We start from the raw sequence: 17454 nt of genomic DNA on the forward strand, positions 1-17454 counted from the left end.
TCAGACCGTCACGGTCTCCAGCGGCATGGTCGAGTCCACGCCGATGCCGAAGTCCGAGGCGGGCAGCCCGCGACGGACCACGGCCGCCCCGAGCGCGGCGATCATCGCGCCGTTGTCGGTGCAGTACCGGATCGGCGGGATGCGCAGCTCGATGCCGGCCTCGGCGCAGCGCTCGGCCGCCATCCCGCGCAGCTGGGAGTTGGCGGAGAACCCGCCGCCGACGACGAGCGTGTCCACACCGTGCCGCCGGCACGCCGCGATGGTCTTCGCGGTGAGCACGTCGGCCACCGCGGCCGCGAACGACGCGGACACGTCCTCCAGCGGGATCTCCTCGCCGGCGTCCTGCCGGGCCTCGACCCAGCGGGCCACGGCGGTCTTCAGCCCGGAGAACGAGAAGTCGTACGCGTGCTTCTCCTGGTCCTTCGCGGCGGTCAGCCCGCGCGGGAACCGGATCGCCGTCGGGTCGCCCTCGCGCGCCAGGTGGTCGATGTGGGGGCCGCCGGGGTACGGCAGGCCGAGCAGGCGCCCCACCTTGTCGAACGCCTCGCCCGCGGCGTCGTCGAGCGTGGAGCCCAGCTCGTGCACGCCGGTGACGACGTCGTCGACCAGCAGCAGGCTGGAGTGCCCGCCGGACACGACCAGCGCCATGACCCGGTCGGGGAACAGGCCGTGCACGAGCTCGTCGACGGCGGCGTGGCCGATGACGTGGTTGACGCCGTACAGCGGCTTGCCGAGGCCGTAGGCGAGCGCCTTGGCGGCAGCGGTGCCGACGGTCAGCGACCCGACGAGACCCGGGCCGGCGGTCACGGCGACCGCGTCGACGTCCGCGAGCGTGACGCCTGCCTCGCCGAGGGCGCTCTCGACGGTCGGCACCATCGCCTCGAGGTGGGCGCGGGAGGCGATCTCGGGGATGATCCCGCCGAACCGCGCGTGCTCGTCCATCGACGACGCGACGGCGTCGACCAGCAGCTCGCTGCGGTCGGGGTGGGCGCGGACCAGGGCGACCCCGGTCTCGTCGCAGGACGTCTCGATCCCCAGGACGAGCGGCGCTTCGGGCATGGGGACCATCCTAGGTCGGGCCGCCGGAGCGTTCCGCGGGCGCCGTGTGACACGGTTCACCCAGGCAACCGGAATGCTCCGGTTTGGTTGCGAATTCAACCAGTTATGAGCATCGACACCGCCCCGAGCGAGCTCCGCGTCCCCGCCGAGATCGCCGACCTCGTGTTCCGGTCCGCCCGCACCGTCAACAGCTTCGCGGACGGCGAGGTCACCGACGAGCAGGTCCGCGCCGTGTGGGACGTCGTCCGCTGGGGGCCCACCGCGATGAACACCCTGCCGCTGCGGCTGCTCCTCGTGCGCTCCCCGGAGGCCCGCGAGCGCCTCGTGACGCACATGGCCGACGGCAACAAGGCCAAGACCCAGCTCGCGCCGCTGAGCATCGTCGTGGCCGCCGACCTCGACTTCCACGAGCACCTGCCCCGGCTCGCGCCGCACATGGCCGGCGCGCGCGACACGCTCGCCGGGGCCGAGGAGGTCCGCGAGCGCATGTCCCGTGACAACGCGTTCCTGCAGGCCGGCTACCTCGTCGTCGGCCTGCGCGCCGCCGGGCTGCACGTCGGCCCGATGACCGGCTTCGACGCCCCCGGGCTCGACGCCGACCTGTTCGCCGGCACGTCGTGGCGCTCGATCATCGTCATGAACGTCGGCACCGAGCCCGCCGACCGCGAGGGCCTCGGCGTCCCCGCGTCGCACCCGCGCCAGGCGCGCCTCGACTTCGAGGACGTCGCCCGCACCGTCTGAGCCGGTCCCGCGCCGCACCGGGCGGGCAGCCGCGTCACACCGACGCCGGCTGCCCGCCCGCGTCGCCGCCGCCCGCGTGGTCCCCGCCGACCGGCGCGGCGCCCGCCAGGCGCAGCCGCATCGTCCAGGCGTCCACGTTCTCCGGCTGGTAGTAGCCGCGGCGCCGGCCGAACCGCTCGAACCCCGCACGCTCGTACAGCCGCAGCGCCGGCTCGTTGTCCACCCGCACCTCCAGCAGCACGTCCCCGGCGCGCAGCTCGCGTGCCCGGCCCAGCAGCGCGTCCAGCAGAGCGCGCCCCACGCCGCGGCCCTGCGCGTCCGGCCGGGTGCCGATCGTCATGACCTGGGCGTCCCAGCCGTCGAACCACAGGCCCGCGTACCCGACGAGCCGACCCGCGTCGTCCTCGGCCCCCACGTACCAGCGCCCCGGCCCGTCCAGCTCCTCCGCGAGCGACGTCCGCGACCACGCGCCCGCGCCGAACAGCGCGCGCTCCATCGCCTCCATGTCGTCCAGGTCGGCGGGCACCAGCGGCCGCACCCGCACGGTCACGACCCCAGCACCCGCTTGCCCGGGGCCGGCGGCACCGCGTCCGGCCGGCGCAGGTACAGCGGCTCCGTCGGCAGGACGGTGCCCCGGCCCGCGACCGCCAGCCGGGCCAGGGCGACGCGCGCGAGGTCCGCCGGGTCGACGCCCACCGGTGTGCCGGGCGTGGCCGGCAGCAGCTCCGGGTACAGCGCGGTGCCGGCGCCCGCCACCACGAGCCCCTCGACGCCCCGGGCCGCGACGTCCGCCGGCGTGTCCACGCCCGGGCCGTCGACCACCTCGACGGTCGCGTCCGTGCCTGCGCCCACCGCCGCCCGGTAGCGCGCCCAGTACACCTCGCGGCGCCGCGCGTCGGTGACCACGAGCACCTCCCCCGCCGGCTGCAGCGCGCGGACCGTCGCGAGCGCCAGGGCGTCGAGGGAGGACACGCCGTGCACCGGGATCCCCAGCGCCAGCCCCAGCGTCCGGGCCGTGACGAGCCCGACGCGCAGCCCCGTGAAGGGAGCCGGCCCGGTCCCGGCGACGACCGCCGTGAGCTCCGTGCGCGCCACGCCGGCCTCGGCCAGCACCGCGTCGAGCAGCGGGGTGAGGGCCTCGGCGTGCCGGCGCGTCTCCCCGGACGAGCGGGTCGCGAGGGTGCGGCCCGCGTCGTCGACGACGGCGGCGGACGCGGCGGCGGAGGTGTCGAGCGCGAGGACGGGCACCGGTGGGGTTCCTTCCGGGTGGGGTCCGGGCGGGTCGGCCCGGGGCGTGGTCGGGGGTTCGGGGGCGGCGAGGGGCGGGCGGCCGGGCGGCGGCGGCCGGGCGGGGGCGGCCGTCAGCCGGGCAGCGGCACGCCGCGCCAGCGGTCGCCGTGGGCGCGGACCGTCACGGTCCGGACCCCGGCGGCGGCGTCCTCGGCGTCCCCCACCGCACCGCGGGGGCGCCGCAGCGCGACCTCGAGCCGGTCGGCGGCCAGCGACTCCACGAGGCCCGCCCCCCACTCCACGACGGTCACGGACTCGTCCAGGGAGGCGTCCAGGTCGAGCGCGTCGACCTCGTCGAGCGAGCCGAGCCGGTACGCGTCGACGTGCACCAGGGCCGGCCCGGTCGTGCCGTCGTCGCGCGGCAGCGGCGGGTGCACCCGGGCGATGACGAACGTCGGCGACGCGACCGCGCCCCGCACGTGCAGCCCCTGCCCGATCCCCTGCGTGAGGGTCGTCTTGCCGGCGCCGAGGTCGCCGGTCAGCACCACCAGGTCGCCCGGCCGCAGCAGCCCCGCGAGCGCCGCGCCGTACGCGCGCGTCGCGTCCGCGTCCGCGAGCTCCACCGCGACCTCGGCCACCGTCGTCGTCCCGTCCTGCCCGCTCACCGTTCTCCTCCCGTGCCGCCCGGCGCCTCGGGGTCCACGTGCACGCGCGGGACGCGGGCGCCGAGCCGCGTCACGATCTCGTACGAGATGGTGCCGCACGCCTCCGCCCAGTCCTGCGCGGTGGGCCCGCCGTCGGCGCCCGTGCCGAACAGCTCGACCACGTCGCCCGCGGACTCGGTGGCGTCGGGTCCCAGGTCCACCACGACCTGGTCCATGCAGACCCGGCCGGCGATCGCGAGCCGCCGCCCGTGCACGCCCAGCGGGGCCCCGGGCGCACCGTCGGTGCCGGAGGCGTGCCGCGGCACGCCGTCCGCGTACCCGAGCGGCACCACGCCGAGCGTCGTCTCGCGGTCCGTCACGTAGTGGTGCCCGTACGAGACGCCGTGCCCGGCGGGGACCCGCTTCACCGTCGCCAGCTCGGCCTCGACCGTCATCGCCGGCCGCAGCCCGAACCGCTCCGGCCCGCCGAGCTGCGGCACGGGCGTGAGCCCGTACAGCGCGATGCCGGGCCGGACCAGGTCCAGGTGGAGGTCGGGGTCGGTCAGCGTCGACGCCGACGCAGCGATGTGGCGCACCTCGAGCCGAGCACCGCGCGCCTCGGCGTCCGCGGCCGCCGCCCGCAGCGCCTCCGCCTGGCGGTGCAGCGTCGGGTGCCCCGGCTCGTCGGCGAACGCGAGGTGCGACCACAGGCCGACCACCCGCAGCACGCCCTCGGCCTCCATCCGCAGGGCCGCGTCGAGCACCTCGGGCAGGTCCGCCGGGGTCAGCCCGTTGCGCCCCAGCCCGGTGTCGAGCTTGAGGTGCACGCGCGCCGTCCTGCCGGTGACGCGGGCGGACGCGGCGACCTCCTGCAGCGCCCACGGCGCGGCCACCGACAGGTCCACGTCCGCCGCCACCGCGTCGGTCAGCGGCGCGCCCGGGGCGTACAACCAGGTGAGGACGCGGGCGGTGATCCCCGCCTCGCGCAGCGCGAGGGCCTCGCCGAGCTGGGCCACCCCCAGCCAGGTCGCGCCGCCCTGGACCGCCGCGCGCGCGACCGGCACCAGGCCGTGCCCGTACGCGTCGGCCTTGACGACCGCCATCACCTGGGCGGTCGGCGCGAGGTCCCCGAGGGTGCGGGCGTTGTCACGGATCGCGGAGAGGTCGACCACGGCGCGGGCGGGGAACAGGCTCACACCCCCAGTCTCGCACCGGCGGGCGCGCCGGCCGGTGCGACCCCGTGCCCCGGTCGCTCGCCCCGGCGCGACGTGCCCGGCGCTCAGTCGACCGTCACCACCACGTCCGCGCGGTCGCGGGTGCCCGCGACGAGGTCGGCGTTGCGCTGGTCCGGGCCGTGGGTCCAGGCGTACGCGGCCTCCGGGGCCTTGCCGAACAGCCGGTGGCGTGCCACGAGCCGCTCCGCCCGCACGGACTCCGGCAGCTCGGCGAACCAGCACTCGTCGAGCAGACCCCGGACCGGACCGAACCCGTGGTCGTCCAGCAGCAGGTAGTTGCCCTCGGTGATGACGAGCGGCACGTCGGCCGGCACGGCGATCGCCCCGGCGATCCCGTTGCGCAGGTCGCGCCGGTACTCGGGCGCGTACACCGTCTCCCCGGGCACCGCCGCGCGCAGCCGCCGGAGCAGCGCGACGTAGCCGGCCGCGTCGAACGTGTCCGGGGCGCCCTTGCGGTCCTGCCGGCCGAGCCGCTCCAGCTCGGTCTGCGCCAGGTGGAACCCGTCCATCGGGGCGACGACGCACGAGCCCGCGAACGCAGCGAGGATCTGGGCCGACAGCGTCGACTTGCCCGCTCCGGGCGGCCCCGTGATGCCGAGCAGCCGGCGCACCGGCCGGTCGGCACCCGGTGCCGGGGCGAGCAGCGCGGCGACCCGGCGGTGCAGGTCCTCGCGCAGGGGCGGGAGCGCGGGGGTCGCGCGGGTCGTGCCGCTGGTGCCGGTCGGGTCGACGTCGATGTCCTCAGCCACGGAGCAACCCTGCCACGACCGCGGGCAGGGCGTGTGCGACGTCCAGCGCCGCGACCGGGCCGCCCGGGACCGCGGCAGAGGCGGCGCGACCGTGCACGAGCGCGGCCGCCGCCGCGAGCGCCGCCGCGAGCGGCGGGTCGGCGAGCACGTCGCCCGCCCGGCCCGCCAGCAGCGCGCCCAGCAGCCCGGAGAGCACGTCCCCCGACCCGGCGGTCGCGAGCCACCCCGGCGCATCCGCCTGCGCGAACACCGCCCCGCCGGCCCCGGCGACCACGGTGGTGCTGCCCTTGAGCAGGACGGTCGCCCCGGTGTGCTCGTGCGCGCGGCGGGCCCACCGCAGCGGCTCCGCCGTCACCGCCGCGCGGTCGACGTCCTCGCCGAGGCGGGTGAGCAGCGCCGCCAGCTCCCCGGCGTGAGGGGTGAGGACGCACCACGGGGCGAGCGTCTCGGGAGCCAGGGCCAGGGCACCGGCGTCGAGCACCGCCGGCTGCCCCTCGGTCAGCGCGCGCTCGAGCGCGTCCCCGACCCGGCGGGCCTGCTTCGCGTGCGCGGGGTCGACCCCGGGGCCGAGCAGCCAGGCCTGCACCCGCCCCTCACCGGCGACGACCTCGGGGCGTGCCGCCAGGACCGCGCGCCGCACCGCGGCCGGCCCGACGTACCGGACCATCCCGACGCCCGCGCGCACCGCGGCGGACACCGAGAGCACCGCCGCCCCGGGGTACGTCGGGGTCCCCGCCACCACGCCCAGCACACCGCGGCTGTACTTGTGGTCGTCCGGCCCGGGCACCGGCCACAGCGCGGCGACGTCCGCTGGCTCCAGCCGCGCGACGGCCGGAGCGGCCGGCAGCGGCAGCCCGAGGTCGACGACGGCGAGGCGCCCCGCCAGCCGCGACGCCGGAGGCAGCAGCAGGCCGGGCTTCGCCGTCCCGAACGTGACGGTGAGTCCCGCGGGGAGCACCGGACCGTCCGGCAAGGATCCGTCGTCCACCCCGATCCCGCTCGGGACGTCGACCGCCACGACCAGCGGCCCGGGAGCGTCCGGTGCACCCTCGTCGGCGAGCAGCTCCCCGAGCAACGCCGTCAGCAGGCCCGCGACGCCCCGTGGCGCGTCTCGTCCCCCGATGCCCAGCAGACCGTCGAGCACGACGTCCGCGACGTACGCCTCGGCGACCGCGTCACCGACCCAGACCACCGGCAGGTCCGCGGCCGCCGTCGCGGATCCGGACGGCGGGCCTGGCGGTCGCGCGTCCGCGGGCGCTCCCGCCGGTGCGTCCACGCCCGCGCCCGGAGCCGCGTCCCCGCCGCCCGGGTCCTCGACGCGCACCGCCCGCCCGCCGGCGCGTCGCAGCGCCGCCAGCCCCTCGACGTGCGGCGCCCCCGTCGCGCACAGCGCCACCACCCGCACACCCCGCCGCGCGAGCACCGCGCCCGCGTGCAGCGCGTCACCCCCGTTGTTCCCGAGGCCGACCAGCGCCACCACGGTCGCCCCGCGGACCGCGCCCCGGCGCGCCGCCAGCTCCGCCAGGACCCGCGTCGCGAGCCCACCCGCCGCCTGCTGCATGAGCGGCACACCACGCGCGAGCAGCGGCTGCTCCGCCGCGCGCACCTGGGCCGCCGGGTACCCGAGGATCATGCATCCATCCTGACCGACGGCGCCGCGCGGCGCTCACGGTCCAGCGGCGATAGGTTCGGGCCCATGCGCTTCGGACTCTTCATCCCCCAGGGCTGGCGGCAGGACCTCACCGGCATCGAGCCGGCCGAGCACTGGTCCGTCATGAACGGGCTCGCCCAGCACGCCGACGACGGCGACGTCTTCGACTCGATCTGGGTCTACGACCACTTCCACGCCGTCCCCGAGCCGAACGGCGAGGCGACGCACGAGGCCTGGAGCCTCATGAACGCGTACGCCGCCACGACGAGACGCGTGAAGCTCGGGCAGATGTGCACCTGCATGGCGTACCGGAACCCCGCCTACCTCGCGAAGGTCGCGACCACGGCGGACGTCATCTCCGGCGGACGCGTCCAGATGGGCATCGGCGCCGGCTGGTACGAGCACGAGTGGCGCGCGTACGGCTACGGCTTCCCGCGCGCCGGTGAGCGGATCGCGATGCTGGACGAGGGCGTGCAGATCATGAAGCAGCTCTGGACGAACGGGGTCGCGACCCTCGACGGCGCGCACTACCAGGTCGAGGGCGCGCAGCTCTCGCCGCTCCCGCTGCAGGTCGACGGCCCGCCGCTGTGGATCGCCGGCGGCGGCGAGCGCAAGACGCTGCGCATCGCGGCCGAGCACGCGCAGTACACGAACTTCGACGGCACGCCCGCCGGGTTCGCCCACAAGTCGCAGGTCCTGCAGGAGCACTGCGCGGCGATCGGCCGCAACTACGACGAGATCACGCGCTCGGCCAACTACAACGTGGTCATCGGGGCGACCGAGGCCGAGGTGGACGACCGCATCGCGTGGGTCGAGGAGCACTACGCCCGCACGGTCCCGGACAAGGCCCCGGGCGTCGCCGAGGAGTTCCGCAACGGCCCGCTGGTCGGGACGCCGGAGCAGATCGTCGAGAAGCTGCGCGAGCTCGAGGCCCTGGGCATGACGTACGCGATCACGTACTTCGCCGAGGCGGCCTACGACCGCTCGGGCATCGAGCTGTTCGAGCGAGAGGTCGTCCCGGCCCTCCGCTGACCGCGCGCCCGCGCCCCCTCTCGCGCCCACGCACCCACGCACCCACGCGCCCACGCGCCCACGCGCCCACGCGCCCACGCCGAGAGTCCAGGACACGCCCGGGATCCGTTGCGCCCGCCGGCGTGTCCTGGACTCTCGGTCGTGCTGGGACGCGCACGGCGCGCTGCGGTCGCGGGGAGGTCGTCCACAGGGAGGGACGGGGGACGTGCGTGGTCGACCCGTCGTGCGAGAGGGTCCGGCGCATGGTCCGGTCCGCGCCCGCCCTCCTCGACGACTTCGCCGGGCGGCCCTTCACGGTCGCGGAGGGTCGCGCAGCGGGGCTGTCGTCCCGGGACCTGCGCGACCCCGCGCTGCGGCGACCGGCCCGCGGCCTGCGCGCCACCGGGCCCTCCCCTGCGGACCTGCTCGCCCGCTGCCGGGAGCTCCTGCCCGTGCTGCCGCCCCAGGCCGTCTTCAGCCACGCGACGGCGCTCGACCTGCTCGGCGTCGACCGCCCGCGCGGTCTGCGGCGACCGGACGACGTGCACGTCGAGGTCAGGTCCGGTGCCCGTCCTCCACGTCGCCGGGGCGTCGTCGGCCACCGCCGGTCGGGACCACGGACCCCGGTCGTGCTCGTCGGAGGCATCCCCGTCGTCACCGTGCCGCGGCTCTGGGTCCAGCTCGCCGCGGAGCTGGACGAGGACGAGCTCGTCGTCGCCGGAGACGCGCTGCTCCGTCGCCGGGACGCCCGCGTCGGGCTGCCCGAGCTGACGAGGGCCGTCGAGGGGCTGGACGCCGGAACGCGCGGACTGCGACGGCTACGGCGCGCGCTGCCGCTGCTCCGCGCCGGGACCGACTCGTGCCAGGAGACCCGGCTCCGGCTGACGCTGGTGCGCGACGGGTTGCCCTGCCCCGAGGTGAACCGGCCGGTGCTGGACGCGGACGGGCGCTTCGTGGCGCTGCCGGACCTCAGCTACCCGGCCCGCCGCCTCGCCGTCGAGTACGACGGCGACGTGCACCGCACGGACGCCCGGACGTGGCGTCGCGACGTCGCCCGCAGGCAGGCCCTCGAGCACGAGGGGTGGCGTGTCATCACGTGCACCGCCGACGACGTCCGGGCGCCGGCCCGCGCACTCGCCTGGATCCGCGCCGCGCTCGGCCCGCTCCGCGCCGGCGACCCCTGGACGCCCCTCGCGCGCTGACCCGTCCGCCCGTCGGACCCGTCGACCGACCCGCCGGCCCCGTGCCCGCCCCCTCCGTCCCGCTCGCCCCGCCCGTCGAGACACCAGGACACGCCGACGCAGCCGCACGGATCCCGGGCGTGTCCTGGTGTCTCGGCGCACGCGCAGCGCACGCGCAGAGCGCAGCGCACGCGCAGAGCGCAGGGGCGCAGGGGTGCAGTCCGGGTCAGGCGGACTCGGCGACCACCATCGCCGAGGCGATGCCCGCGTCGTGGGAGATCGACAGGTGGAACCGCGCGACGCCGAGCTCGGCCGCGCGCGCCGCGACCGTGCCGACCACCTCGACCTCGGGCGGCCCGCCGGGGACGCGGCGCACGGTCGCGTCCTGCCACGACATCCCGCCGGGCGCCCCGAGCGCCTTCGCGATGGCCTCCTTCGCCGCGAACCGCGCGGCCAGCGACGACGGGGCCAGGTCCCGCTCCTCCGCCGTGAACAGCCGCTCCCGCAGGGCCGGCACCCGCTCGACCGTCGCCATGAAGCGCGCGACGTCCACGACGTCGATCCCGACCCCGACGATCACGGGCGGTCCGTCCCGGCGCCGGTGCGTTCGGCCCGCAGCCCCACTACTCGACCGTGACGGACTTCGCGAGGTTGCGGGGCTGGTCGACGTCGAGCCCCCGGGCGGTCGCGAGCTCGCACGCGAAGACCTGCAGCGGCACCACGGACAGCAGCGGGGCGAGCAGCGTCGGGCTCTGCGGCACGAAGAACACCTCGTCCGCGTACGCCTTCACCGCCTCGTCGCCGTCCTCCGCGATGACCAGTGTGCGGGCGCCGCGGGCCCGGATCTCCTGGATGTTCGACACGACCTTCGAGTGCAGCGAGTCGCGGCCGCGCGGCGAGGGGACGATGACGAACACCGGCTGCCCGGGTTCGATGAGGGCGATCGGCCCGTGCTTGAGCTCGCCCGCGGCGAAGCCCTCGGCGTGGATGTAGGCGAGCTCCTTGAGCTTCAGCGCGCCCTCCAGCGCGACCGGGAAGCCGACGTGCCGGCCGAGGAACAGCACGGACGAGGTGTCGGCCATCCACCGGGCGATCTCCCGGACGCGGCCGGCGCGGTCCAGCACCTCCTGGATCTTCGCGGGCATGGCGCGCAGGTCCTCGAGGATCTCACCGATCTCGTCGGCGAACTTGTTGCCCCGGAGCTGCGCGAGGTACAGGCCCAGCAGGTACGCGGCGGTGATCTGCGCGAGGAACGCCTTGGTCGACGCCACCGCGACCTCGGGTCCGGCGTGCGTGTACAGCGCCGCGTCCGACTCGCGCGGGATGGTGGACCCGTGGGTGTTGCAGATCGCCAGCACCTTCGCGCCCTGCTCGCGGGCGTGCCGGATGGCCATGAGCGTGTCCATGGTCTCGCCGGACTGGGAGATCGCCACGACGAGCGTCCGGGCGTTGACGATCGGGTCGCGGTAGCGGAACTCGTGCGCGAGCTCGACCTCGACGGGGACGCGGCACCAGTGCTCGATCGCGTACTTCGCGACGTGCCCCGCGTACGCGGCGGTGCCGCACGCGATGACGATGATCTTGTCGACGGACCGGAGCACGGACTCGTCGATCTTCATGTCGTCGAGGATCAGGCGACCGCGGGTGTCCGTGCGCCCGAGCAGGGTGTCGTGCACGGCCTGCGGCTGGTCGGCGATCTCCTTCTCCATGAAGGAGCGGAACCCGCCCTTCTCGGCGGCGGCGGCGTCCCAGTCGACGACGTACTCGCGGCCCTCGGCGGGGTTGCCGTCGAAGTCGGTCACCGTCACGGTGCGGGGCGTGATGACGACGACCTGGTCCTGCGCGAGCTCCAGGGCCCGGCGGGTCTGGGCGATGAACGCGGCGACGTCGGACCCGAGGTAGTTGGCACCCTCGCCGAGCCCGACGACGAGCGGGGAGTCGTGCCGCGCGCCCACGACGGTGTCCGGGTGGTCGGCGTGCACCGCGAGCAGGGTGAACGTGCCGTGCAGCCGCCGCACGACGACGCGCATCGCGTCGCCGAGGTCCTTGGTCTCGTCGTACGCCCGGGCCAGCAGGTGCGCGACGACCTCGGTGTCGGTCTCGGAGAGCAGCTCGGCGCCGTCCGCGAGCAGCTCGTCCTTGAGGACGGCGTAGTTCTCGACGATCCCGTTGTGGATCAGGGCGATGCGCCCGGCGACGTGCGGGTGGGCGTTGACGTCGGTCGGGCCGCCGTGCGTCGCCCACCGGGTGTGCCCGATCGCGGCCGTGGCGTCGGGCAGCGGCTGCTCCTCGAGGAGCGCGACGAGGTTGCCCAGCTTGCCGGCCTTCTTGGCCGTCGCGAGGGTGCCGTCGCCGGTGACGAGCGCGACGCCCGCGGAGTCGTACCCGCGGTACTCCAGACGGCGCAGGCCCTCCAGCGCGACCTCGAGCGGCTGCCCGTCCGGTCGATGGTCACCGACGTACCCGACGATTCCACACATGGCGGCGAGTCTAGCCGGGGCGGCCCCGTGCACCGGCCGACCACGGGACACCGCACCGGCGGGCGCACCGCCGGTCATCGTGCAGAATCGTCGGGTGCGAGCCACCGACGTCCCCGTGTCGCCGTCGCCCTACGTGGAGCTGGACCGGGACGCGTGGGTCCGGCTGTCCGAGTCCACCCCGCTGCCGCTGACCGACGCCGACGTCACGCGGCTGCGCGGCCTGGGCGACCCGATCGACCTCGCCGAGGTGGATGCGATCTACCGGCCGCTGTCGCGGTTGCTCGACCTGTACGTCACGGCGACCCGGCGCCTGCACGCGGCGTCCTCGACGTTCCTGCGGGAGGACACGCCGCGCACCCCCTTCGTGATCGGCGTGGCCGGTTCGGTGGCCGTCGGCAAGTCGACCACCGCCCGCCTGCTGCGCGAGCTGATGGCCCGCTGGCCCGCGACCCCGAACGTGGCCCTCATGACGACGGACGGGTTCCTGCACCCGAACGCCGAGCTCGAGCGTCGGGGGCTCATGGACCGCAAGGGCTTCCCGGAGTCGTACGACCGGCGCGCGCTGCTGCAGTTCGTGTCCCGCGTGAAGGCGGGTGAGGCCGAGGTCCGTGCCCCGGTGTACGACCACGTGACCTACGACATCGTGCCGGGCGCCGAGGTCGTGGTGCGCCGCCCGGACGTGCTGATCGTCGAGGGGCTGAACGTGCTGCAGCCCGCCCCGTCCGCCGCGGGGACGTCGAGCACGTCGAACCTCGCCGTGAGCGACTTCTTCGACTTCTCGATCTACGTCGACGCCCGCACGCAGGACGTGCGCCAGTGGTACGTCGAGCGGTTCCTGTCCCTGCGCTCGACGGCTTTCGCCCGCCCGGAGTCGTACTTCCACCGGTACGCGGCCCTCAGCGACGCGGAGGCCGTGGCGCGCGCCGAGAGCATCTGGGACGCGATCAACGCCCCGAACCTGGTGCGCAACATCCTCCCGACGCGCAGCCGCGCGACGCTCGTGCTGACCAAGGGCAGCGACCACTCCGTGCGCCGGGTGCGGCTCCGCAAGCTCTGACGCGGGAGTCAGCCGCCGGGCGACGCCGCCGCCGACGGGGCGACCAGCGCCACGGGGTACCGCTCCACGTCCACCACGTCCAGCGCGGCGAGGCCGTCCCGCACCGCCCTGGGGAGCGGGTCGCAGCCGGACCGCGGCAGCGGCACCCGGACGGCCGACCCGAGCGCGTCGACCAGCCACAGGTCGGAGCGCGCGGCCCCGCGGCTGCAGCGGTCCGGGCCGGGGTCGGACGCGGCTGCGGCGACGGGCGCAGCGAGCGCGGTGACCAGCGGCCCGACGTCGCCCTCGAGCCGGGTGGCCGTCACCGCGGCCCACCGCCCGGCCGCGTCGGTCAGGGTCTCCCCCGTGCTGCACAGGACGGCGGAGGCGACGGTGAACCCGTCGGGGAGGGGCGCCGGGTCCGGGACGTCGGGGTGCGGTGCACCGTCGTACGCGTCCGCGGCGAACCCGAGCGCGAGGAGCACCTGCGGTGCGAGGCAGTCGGGCGCGCGCGCCACGTCGGTCGTCGACGGCGGCGAAGCGACCGCGGACGACCTGACGGCGTCCGCGGCGGGGGAGGAGCACCCGGCGAGCGTCCCTCCGGCCGCGGCGGCGAGCAGCAGCGCCGAGACGGCGGCGAGCCGGCGGCGGACGGAGCGGCGCGGCGGCACCGCGTCGGCGTGCGCCTGCCTCCCGGACGGCCCGACGGCGGGCGTGCGGGCATGAGGTGCCGTCATGGTCCCCGCCCTTCGTCGCCCGTGCTGCCCTGGGACGGAGGACCGGGCTGCTGCCCGGCCTCCGTCGCTGGGGGCGACTCCGTCGTGGCCCGGGACGAGCCTAGGCGCGGCTCAGGCGGCGGACCGGCGCAGTGACCGGATCGTTAGCGAGCGGGACCGGATCGTTGCCGGGACGTGACCCGCGCGCCCATCTCGGCGGCGCCGGCTGCGAGCACGGCAGGCCTCACGGGCACGTCGGGGACCGGAGGGGACGCGACGGGCAGGCGCGACGAACCGGCCGGGCGGCGAGGGCCCCCCGGATCGGCGGCCCCTCGGCCCGCGGCGTCCCGGTCGGCCGCTCCCGGCTCCGTCGCCCCCGGTCGCTGGGGCCCCGACGCCGTCCCTCCGGCTTCGGTCCCCCCGGCGACCACCCCGGAACCGGGCGGGGTCGGACCCTGCCCGCCCGCACCCTGCCCGCCCGGACCCGTCGCGCCCGCGTGGGCCGCACCGTGCTCGCGGGCGAGCGGCGCACCGCCCTCGCGGGCGCGGGACGCACCGGGCCCGTCCTCGGCGACCGGCGCGGACGCGAGGTCGACGGGGGCCGCGCCGACGGCCACACCGCGGCCCAGCCCCGTCCAGCGCCGCAGCACCCAGTCGATCGCCACACCGACCAGCGTGCCGACGACGACACCGGCCACGACCGCGATGAGCGGGTGCGACTCCAGCCACATGCCCGCGCCGACGCCGACGGCCGTGCCGTAGCCCGCCCAGGTGACGGCCGCCAGGGCCGTCAGCCCGACGAACCGCCGGCGCGGGTAGCCGAGGGCGCCCGCCGTCATGTTGACCGCCACCCGCCCCACGGGGATGTAGCGGGCCGCGAGGATGAACGAGGAGCCGCGGTGCTCCAGGGCGTGCTCGGCCCACGCGAGGGCCTTGCGCCCGCGCTCCGACCGGAAGACGCGCAGCCGGTGCACGTCGACCTGCGAGCCGATCGTGTACGCGATCTGGTCGCCGGCGAACGCCCCGAGCGCGCCGGCCAGCGCGATGAGCGCGAGGTTCGGGGCTCCGTGCGACACGGACAGGGACGCCAGGGCGATGACCACCGACTCGCTCGGGATCGGAGGGAAGAAGCCGTCGACCAGTGCGAACAGCGTCAGCGCCGGGTAGACCCACAGGGAGTCCGCCAGGGCGGGTATCCAGCTCTCGATCGAGCTGATCCAGTCCTGCAGCACGTGTCATCAGCTCCTGGGTCGTGACGGGTGTCGTCGGCACCGGCGGGCCGCGAGGACGATGTCCACGCTAGGCAGCCGCCTCCCGGCGCGACATGGGGGACACCCCCGAGTCCCCCCTGGTCCTCCCCCCATGCTTCCCCGGAGCGGCGCCCCCCGGCATCGCCCCGCGGACCGACTTCCGTCCGCTCCGGGTCCCCCTCACGACGGACCCGGAGCACCAGTGCACCACGCACCACCGACAGGGGTCACGGCCGTGGCGTGACCGTCGTGTGAACGGGCGGGGCTCAGCCCTCGAGCGGGAAGCCGAGCGTGCGCGCCGCCTCCGAGGGACGCGGCTCGGAGGCCCAGTGCGCGCCGAGCTCGTCGGTGGCCGACAGCGACCGCAGGTGAGCGCGGTCCAGGTAGAGCGTCCCGTTCAGGTGGTCCGTCTCGTGCTGCACGATCCGCGCGGGCCAACCCTGGACGACCTCGTCGAGGGGGGCGCCGAGCTCGTCCACGCCCGTGAGCCGCAGCTGTCGCAGCCGCGGCACGACCGCCTGGTACCCGGTCACGCTCAGGCAGCCCTCGTAGAACGCCACGTGCTCCGGATGCTCGCCCGGCACCGGCCCGTACGCCGGGTTGACCAGGACGCGGAACGGCAGCTGCGGCCGCTCCCGCACCGTGCCCGACTCGGTGCCCGCGGCACCCGGGTCCGCGAGCACCGCCAGGGCGAGGGGCAGCCCGATCTGCGGCGCGGCGAGCCCGACGCCGGGCGCGGCGTGCATCGTGCGGCGCATGACGCCGACGAGTGCGTCGAGCGTGCCGGCGTCGAGCTGACCGTCGTACGGCACCGCCCGCATCCGCAGCGCTGGGTGGCCGGCCTGGACGATCGGCACGGTGCCGCCGGGCGCCGCCTCCGCGGCCTCGAGCAGCAGGCCGACGCGCTCCCGGACCAGGGACGCGGGCCACCGCGCCGCGGGGACCGCACCCGGCCCGGTCGGCACCGTCGGCACGGTCAGAGCGCCAGCCGGTCGCGCACCACGTCGGCGAGCTGCGACGCGACGCGGTCCGCGTCGTCCTGCGTTCCCGCCTCCACCATGACCCGCACGAGCGGCTCGGTCCCGGACGACCGCAGCAGCACACGACCGGTCGACCCGAGCGCCGCCTGCGCCGCGCTCACCGCGGCGGCGACCTGCTCGTCCGTGGCGGCACGGGCCTTGTCGACGCCGGGCACGTTCACCAGCGTCTGCGGCAGCCGCCGCACGACGGCGGCGAGCTCGCTGAGCTTCTGCCCGGTGGCGGCGACGCGCGAGGCGAGCTGCAGCGCGGTGAGGGTGCCGTCGCCCGTCGTCGCGTGGTCCGCCAGGATGACGTGCCCGGACTGCTCACCTCCGAGGCTGTAGCCGTGCGCGCGCATCGCCTCGAGCACGTAGCGGTCGCCGACCGCCGTCTCGACGGTGCGCACCCCGGCGGCCTGCATGGCCAGGCGCAGGCCGAGGTTGCTCATGACGGTGACGACCAGCGTGTCGTGGGCCAGGGCGCCGCGGTCCCGCAGGTCGAGAGCCAGCACCCCCATGATCTGGTCGCCGTCGACCAGGGCCCCGGTGTGGTCGACCGCGAGGCAGCGGTCCGCGTCGCCGTCGAACGCCACGCCGAGGTCGGCCCCCGAGGCGACGACCGCCGCCTGGAGCTGCTCGGGGTGCGTGGACCCGCACGCCTCGTTGATGTTGCGGCCGTCGGGCGAGGCGTTGATCACGACCACGTCGGCGCCCGCGGCCCGCAGCGCCGCCGGCCCGACCTCGCTGGCCGCGCCGTTCGCGCAGTCGACGGCGACGCGCAGCCCGGTCAGGCCGTGCCCGATGGTCGAGACCAGGTGCTCGATGTACTGCTCGCCCGCGCGGCCGGTGTCGGAGCGGATGCGCCCGACGTCCGCGCCCACGGGACGCTCCCAGTCCTCCCGCAGGCGCTGCTCGATGGCGTCCTCCAGCTCGTCGTCGAGCTTGTGGCCGCCGCGCGCGAGGAACTTGATCCCGTTGTCCGGCATCGGGTTGTGCGACGCCGACAGCACGACGCCCAGGTCGACGTCCAGCGCACCCGTGAGGTGCGCGACGGCCGGCGTCGGCAGCACGCCGACGTTCAGCACGTCGACGCCCGCGCTCGCGAGGCCCGCGGCCACGGCGGCGGACAGGAACTCCCCCGACGCGCGCGGGTCACGGCCCACGACGGCCCGCGGCCGGTGGCCGGCGAACTCCCCGCGCGACGCCAGCACGTGCGCCGCGGCGACGGACAGGTCGAGCGCGACCTCCGCCGTGACGTCCCGGTTGGCCAGTCCTCGCACCCCGTCGGTGCCGAACAGTCGTCCCATCAACGGGCCCCTTCGTCGTCGGCCGCTGCTCGCGGACCCCTGCATCGTGCCAGAGCGTGCCGCACCGACACGCCGCGTGCCCGCGGTGGGCACGCAGAACGGCCGATGGCCCCGGGGGTCGGACCCCGGGGCCATCGGCCGTGGC

Annotated in this window: 17 protein-coding genes; 4 read left to right on the forward strand and 13 right to left on the reverse strand. The window is 76.3% G+C overall.

Annotated elements, in window-relative coordinates:
• The gene (tsaD, locus tag K5O09_RS14660) at nucleotides 1-1059 is read right to left on the reverse strand and encodes a tRNA (adenosine(37)-N6)-threonylcarbamoyltransferase complex transferase subunit TsaD (RefSeq protein WP_222170214.1); all 1059 of its coding nucleotides are present in this window, start codon (nucleotides 1057-1059) and stop codon (nucleotides 1-3) included.
• A 105-nt stretch (nucleotides 1060-1164) separates the two neighbouring features.
• On the opposite strand from tsaD, the gene K5O09_RS14665 reads away from it, so the two are divergent.
• The gene (locus K5O09_RS14665) at nucleotides 1165-1800 is read left to right on the forward strand and encodes a malonic semialdehyde reductase (protein ID WP_222170215.1); all 636 of its coding nucleotides are present in this window, start codon (nucleotides 1165-1167) and stop codon (nucleotides 1798-1800) included.
• A 34-nt stretch (nucleotides 1801-1834) separates the two neighbouring features.
• On the opposite strand, the gene rimI is transcribed toward K5O09_RS14665, so the two are convergent.
• The 6 genes from rimI to K5O09_RS14695 all read right to left on the reverse strand — a co-directional run bounded on the left by rimI (nucleotide 1835) and on the right by K5O09_RS14695 (nucleotide 7291).
• Complete coding sequence (gene rimI / locus K5O09_RS14670) at nucleotides 1835-2350, reverse strand: ribosomal protein S18-alanine N-acetyltransferase (RefSeq protein ID WP_370635464.1); 516 nt, start codon at nucleotides 2348-2350, stop codon at nucleotides 1835-1837.
• Entirely contained in the window at nucleotides 2347-3048 is a 702-nt protein-coding gene (gene tsaB, locus K5O09_RS14675) for a tRNA (adenosine(37)-N6)-threonylcarbamoyltransferase complex dimerization subunit type 1 TsaB (protein ID WP_222170216.1), read from the reverse strand. The genes rimI and tsaB overlap by 4 nt, the downstream gene beginning before the upstream one ends.
• A 113-nt stretch (nucleotides 3049-3161) precedes the next feature.
• Entirely contained in the window at nucleotides 3162-3695 is a 534-nt protein-coding gene (tsaE, locus tag K5O09_RS14680) for a tRNA (adenosine(37)-N6)-threonylcarbamoyltransferase complex ATPase subunit type 1 TsaE (protein ID WP_255595665.1), read from the reverse strand.
• Nucleotides 3692-4870 carry an alanine racemase gene (gene alr, locus K5O09_RS14685; protein ID WP_222170217.1) on the reverse strand — a complete coding sequence of 393 codons (1179 nt, stop codon included), beginning with the start codon at nucleotides 4868-4870 and terminating at the stop codon, nucleotides 3692-3694. The genes tsaE and alr overlap by 4 nt, the downstream gene beginning before the upstream one ends.
• Nucleotides 4871-4953: 83 nt before the next feature.
• Nucleotides 4954-5574: a nucleoside/nucleotide kinase family protein gene (locus K5O09_RS14690; RefSeq protein ID WP_255596384.1), complete on the reverse strand. Its 621-nt coding sequence runs from the start codon at nucleotides 5572-5574 to the stop codon at nucleotides 4954-4956.
• Nucleotides 5575-5650: 76 nt separating this feature from the next.
• Nucleotides 5651-7291 (reverse strand): bifunctional ADP-dependent NAD(P)H-hydrate dehydratase/NAD(P)H-hydrate epimerase, encoded by a 1641-nt coding sequence (locus tag K5O09_RS14695; protein WP_222170218.1) that lies wholly within the window; start codon nucleotides 7289-7291, stop codon nucleotides 5651-5653.
• A 63-nt stretch (nucleotides 7292-7354) separates the two neighbouring features.
• Between K5O09_RS14695 and K5O09_RS14700 the strand changes: the two genes are divergently transcribed.
• The gene (locus tag K5O09_RS14700) at nucleotides 7355-8341 is read left to right on the forward strand and encodes an LLM class F420-dependent oxidoreductase (protein ID WP_222170219.1); all 987 of its coding nucleotides are present in this window, start codon (nucleotides 7355-7357) and stop codon (nucleotides 8339-8341) included.
• A 242-nt stretch (nucleotides 8342-8583) separates the two neighbouring features.
• Nucleotides 8584-9522: a hypothetical protein gene (locus tag K5O09_RS14705; protein ID WP_222170220.1), complete on the forward strand. Its 939-nt coding sequence runs from the start codon at nucleotides 8584-8586 to the stop codon at nucleotides 9520-9522.
• A gap of 205 nt (nucleotides 9523-9727) precedes the next feature.
• Here the strand turns inward: K5O09_RS14705 and K5O09_RS14710 are convergent, their stop codons facing one another.
• On the reverse strand, nucleotides 9728-10081 hold the full coding sequence (locus K5O09_RS14710) for a holo-ACP synthase (protein ID WP_222170221.1): 354 nt from the start codon (nucleotides 10079-10081) through the stop codon (nucleotides 9728-9730).
• 43 nt (nucleotides 10082-10124) lie between these two features.
• A complete protein-coding gene (gene glmS, locus K5O09_RS14715; RefSeq protein ID WP_222170222.1) occupies nucleotides 10125-11981 on the reverse strand; it encodes a glutamine--fructose-6-phosphate transaminase (isomerizing) in 1857 nt (618 codons plus the stop codon).
• Nucleotides 11982-12075: 94 nt separating this feature from the next.
• Here glmS and coaA point away from each other — a divergent pair, with 94 nt between their 5' ends.
• Nucleotides 12076-13038 carry a type I pantothenate kinase gene (gene coaA, locus K5O09_RS14720; RefSeq protein ID WP_255595677.1) on the forward strand — a complete coding sequence of 321 codons (963 nt, stop codon included), beginning with the start codon at nucleotides 12076-12078 and terminating at the stop codon, nucleotides 13036-13038.
• A gap of 8 nt (nucleotides 13039-13046) precedes the next feature.
• On the opposite strand, the gene K5O09_RS14725 is transcribed toward coaA, so the two are convergent.
• From K5O09_RS14725 to glmM, 4 genes are all read right to left on the reverse strand, one after another.
• Nucleotides 13047-13754: a hypothetical protein gene (locus K5O09_RS14725; protein WP_222170224.1), complete on the reverse strand. Its 708-nt coding sequence runs from the start codon at nucleotides 13752-13754 to the stop codon at nucleotides 13047-13049.
• Nucleotides 13755-13897: 143 nt separating this feature from the next.
• Nucleotides 13898-14965 carry a DedA family protein gene (locus K5O09_RS14730; protein WP_255595681.1) on the reverse strand — a complete coding sequence of 356 codons (1068 nt, stop codon included), beginning with the start codon at nucleotides 14963-14965 and terminating at the stop codon, nucleotides 13898-13900.
• Between the two features lie 284 nt (nucleotides 14966-15249).
• Complete coding sequence (locus K5O09_RS14735; protein WP_222170225.1) at nucleotides 15250-15948, reverse strand: peptide deformylase; 699 nt, start codon at nucleotides 15946-15948, stop codon at nucleotides 15250-15252.
• An 11-nt stretch (nucleotides 15949-15959) separates the two neighbouring features.
• Complete coding sequence (glmM, locus tag K5O09_RS14740; protein WP_222170226.1) at nucleotides 15960-17309, reverse strand: phosphoglucosamine mutase; 1350 nt, start codon at nucleotides 17307-17309, stop codon at nucleotides 15960-15962.
• Nucleotides 17310-17454 lie beyond the last annotated feature (145 nt).

The sequence above is a fragment of the Cellulomonas sp. C5510 genome, from assembly GCF_019797765.1.
Classification (GTDB): Bacteria; Actinomycetota; Actinomycetes; order Actinomycetales; family Cellulomonadaceae; genus Cellulomonas.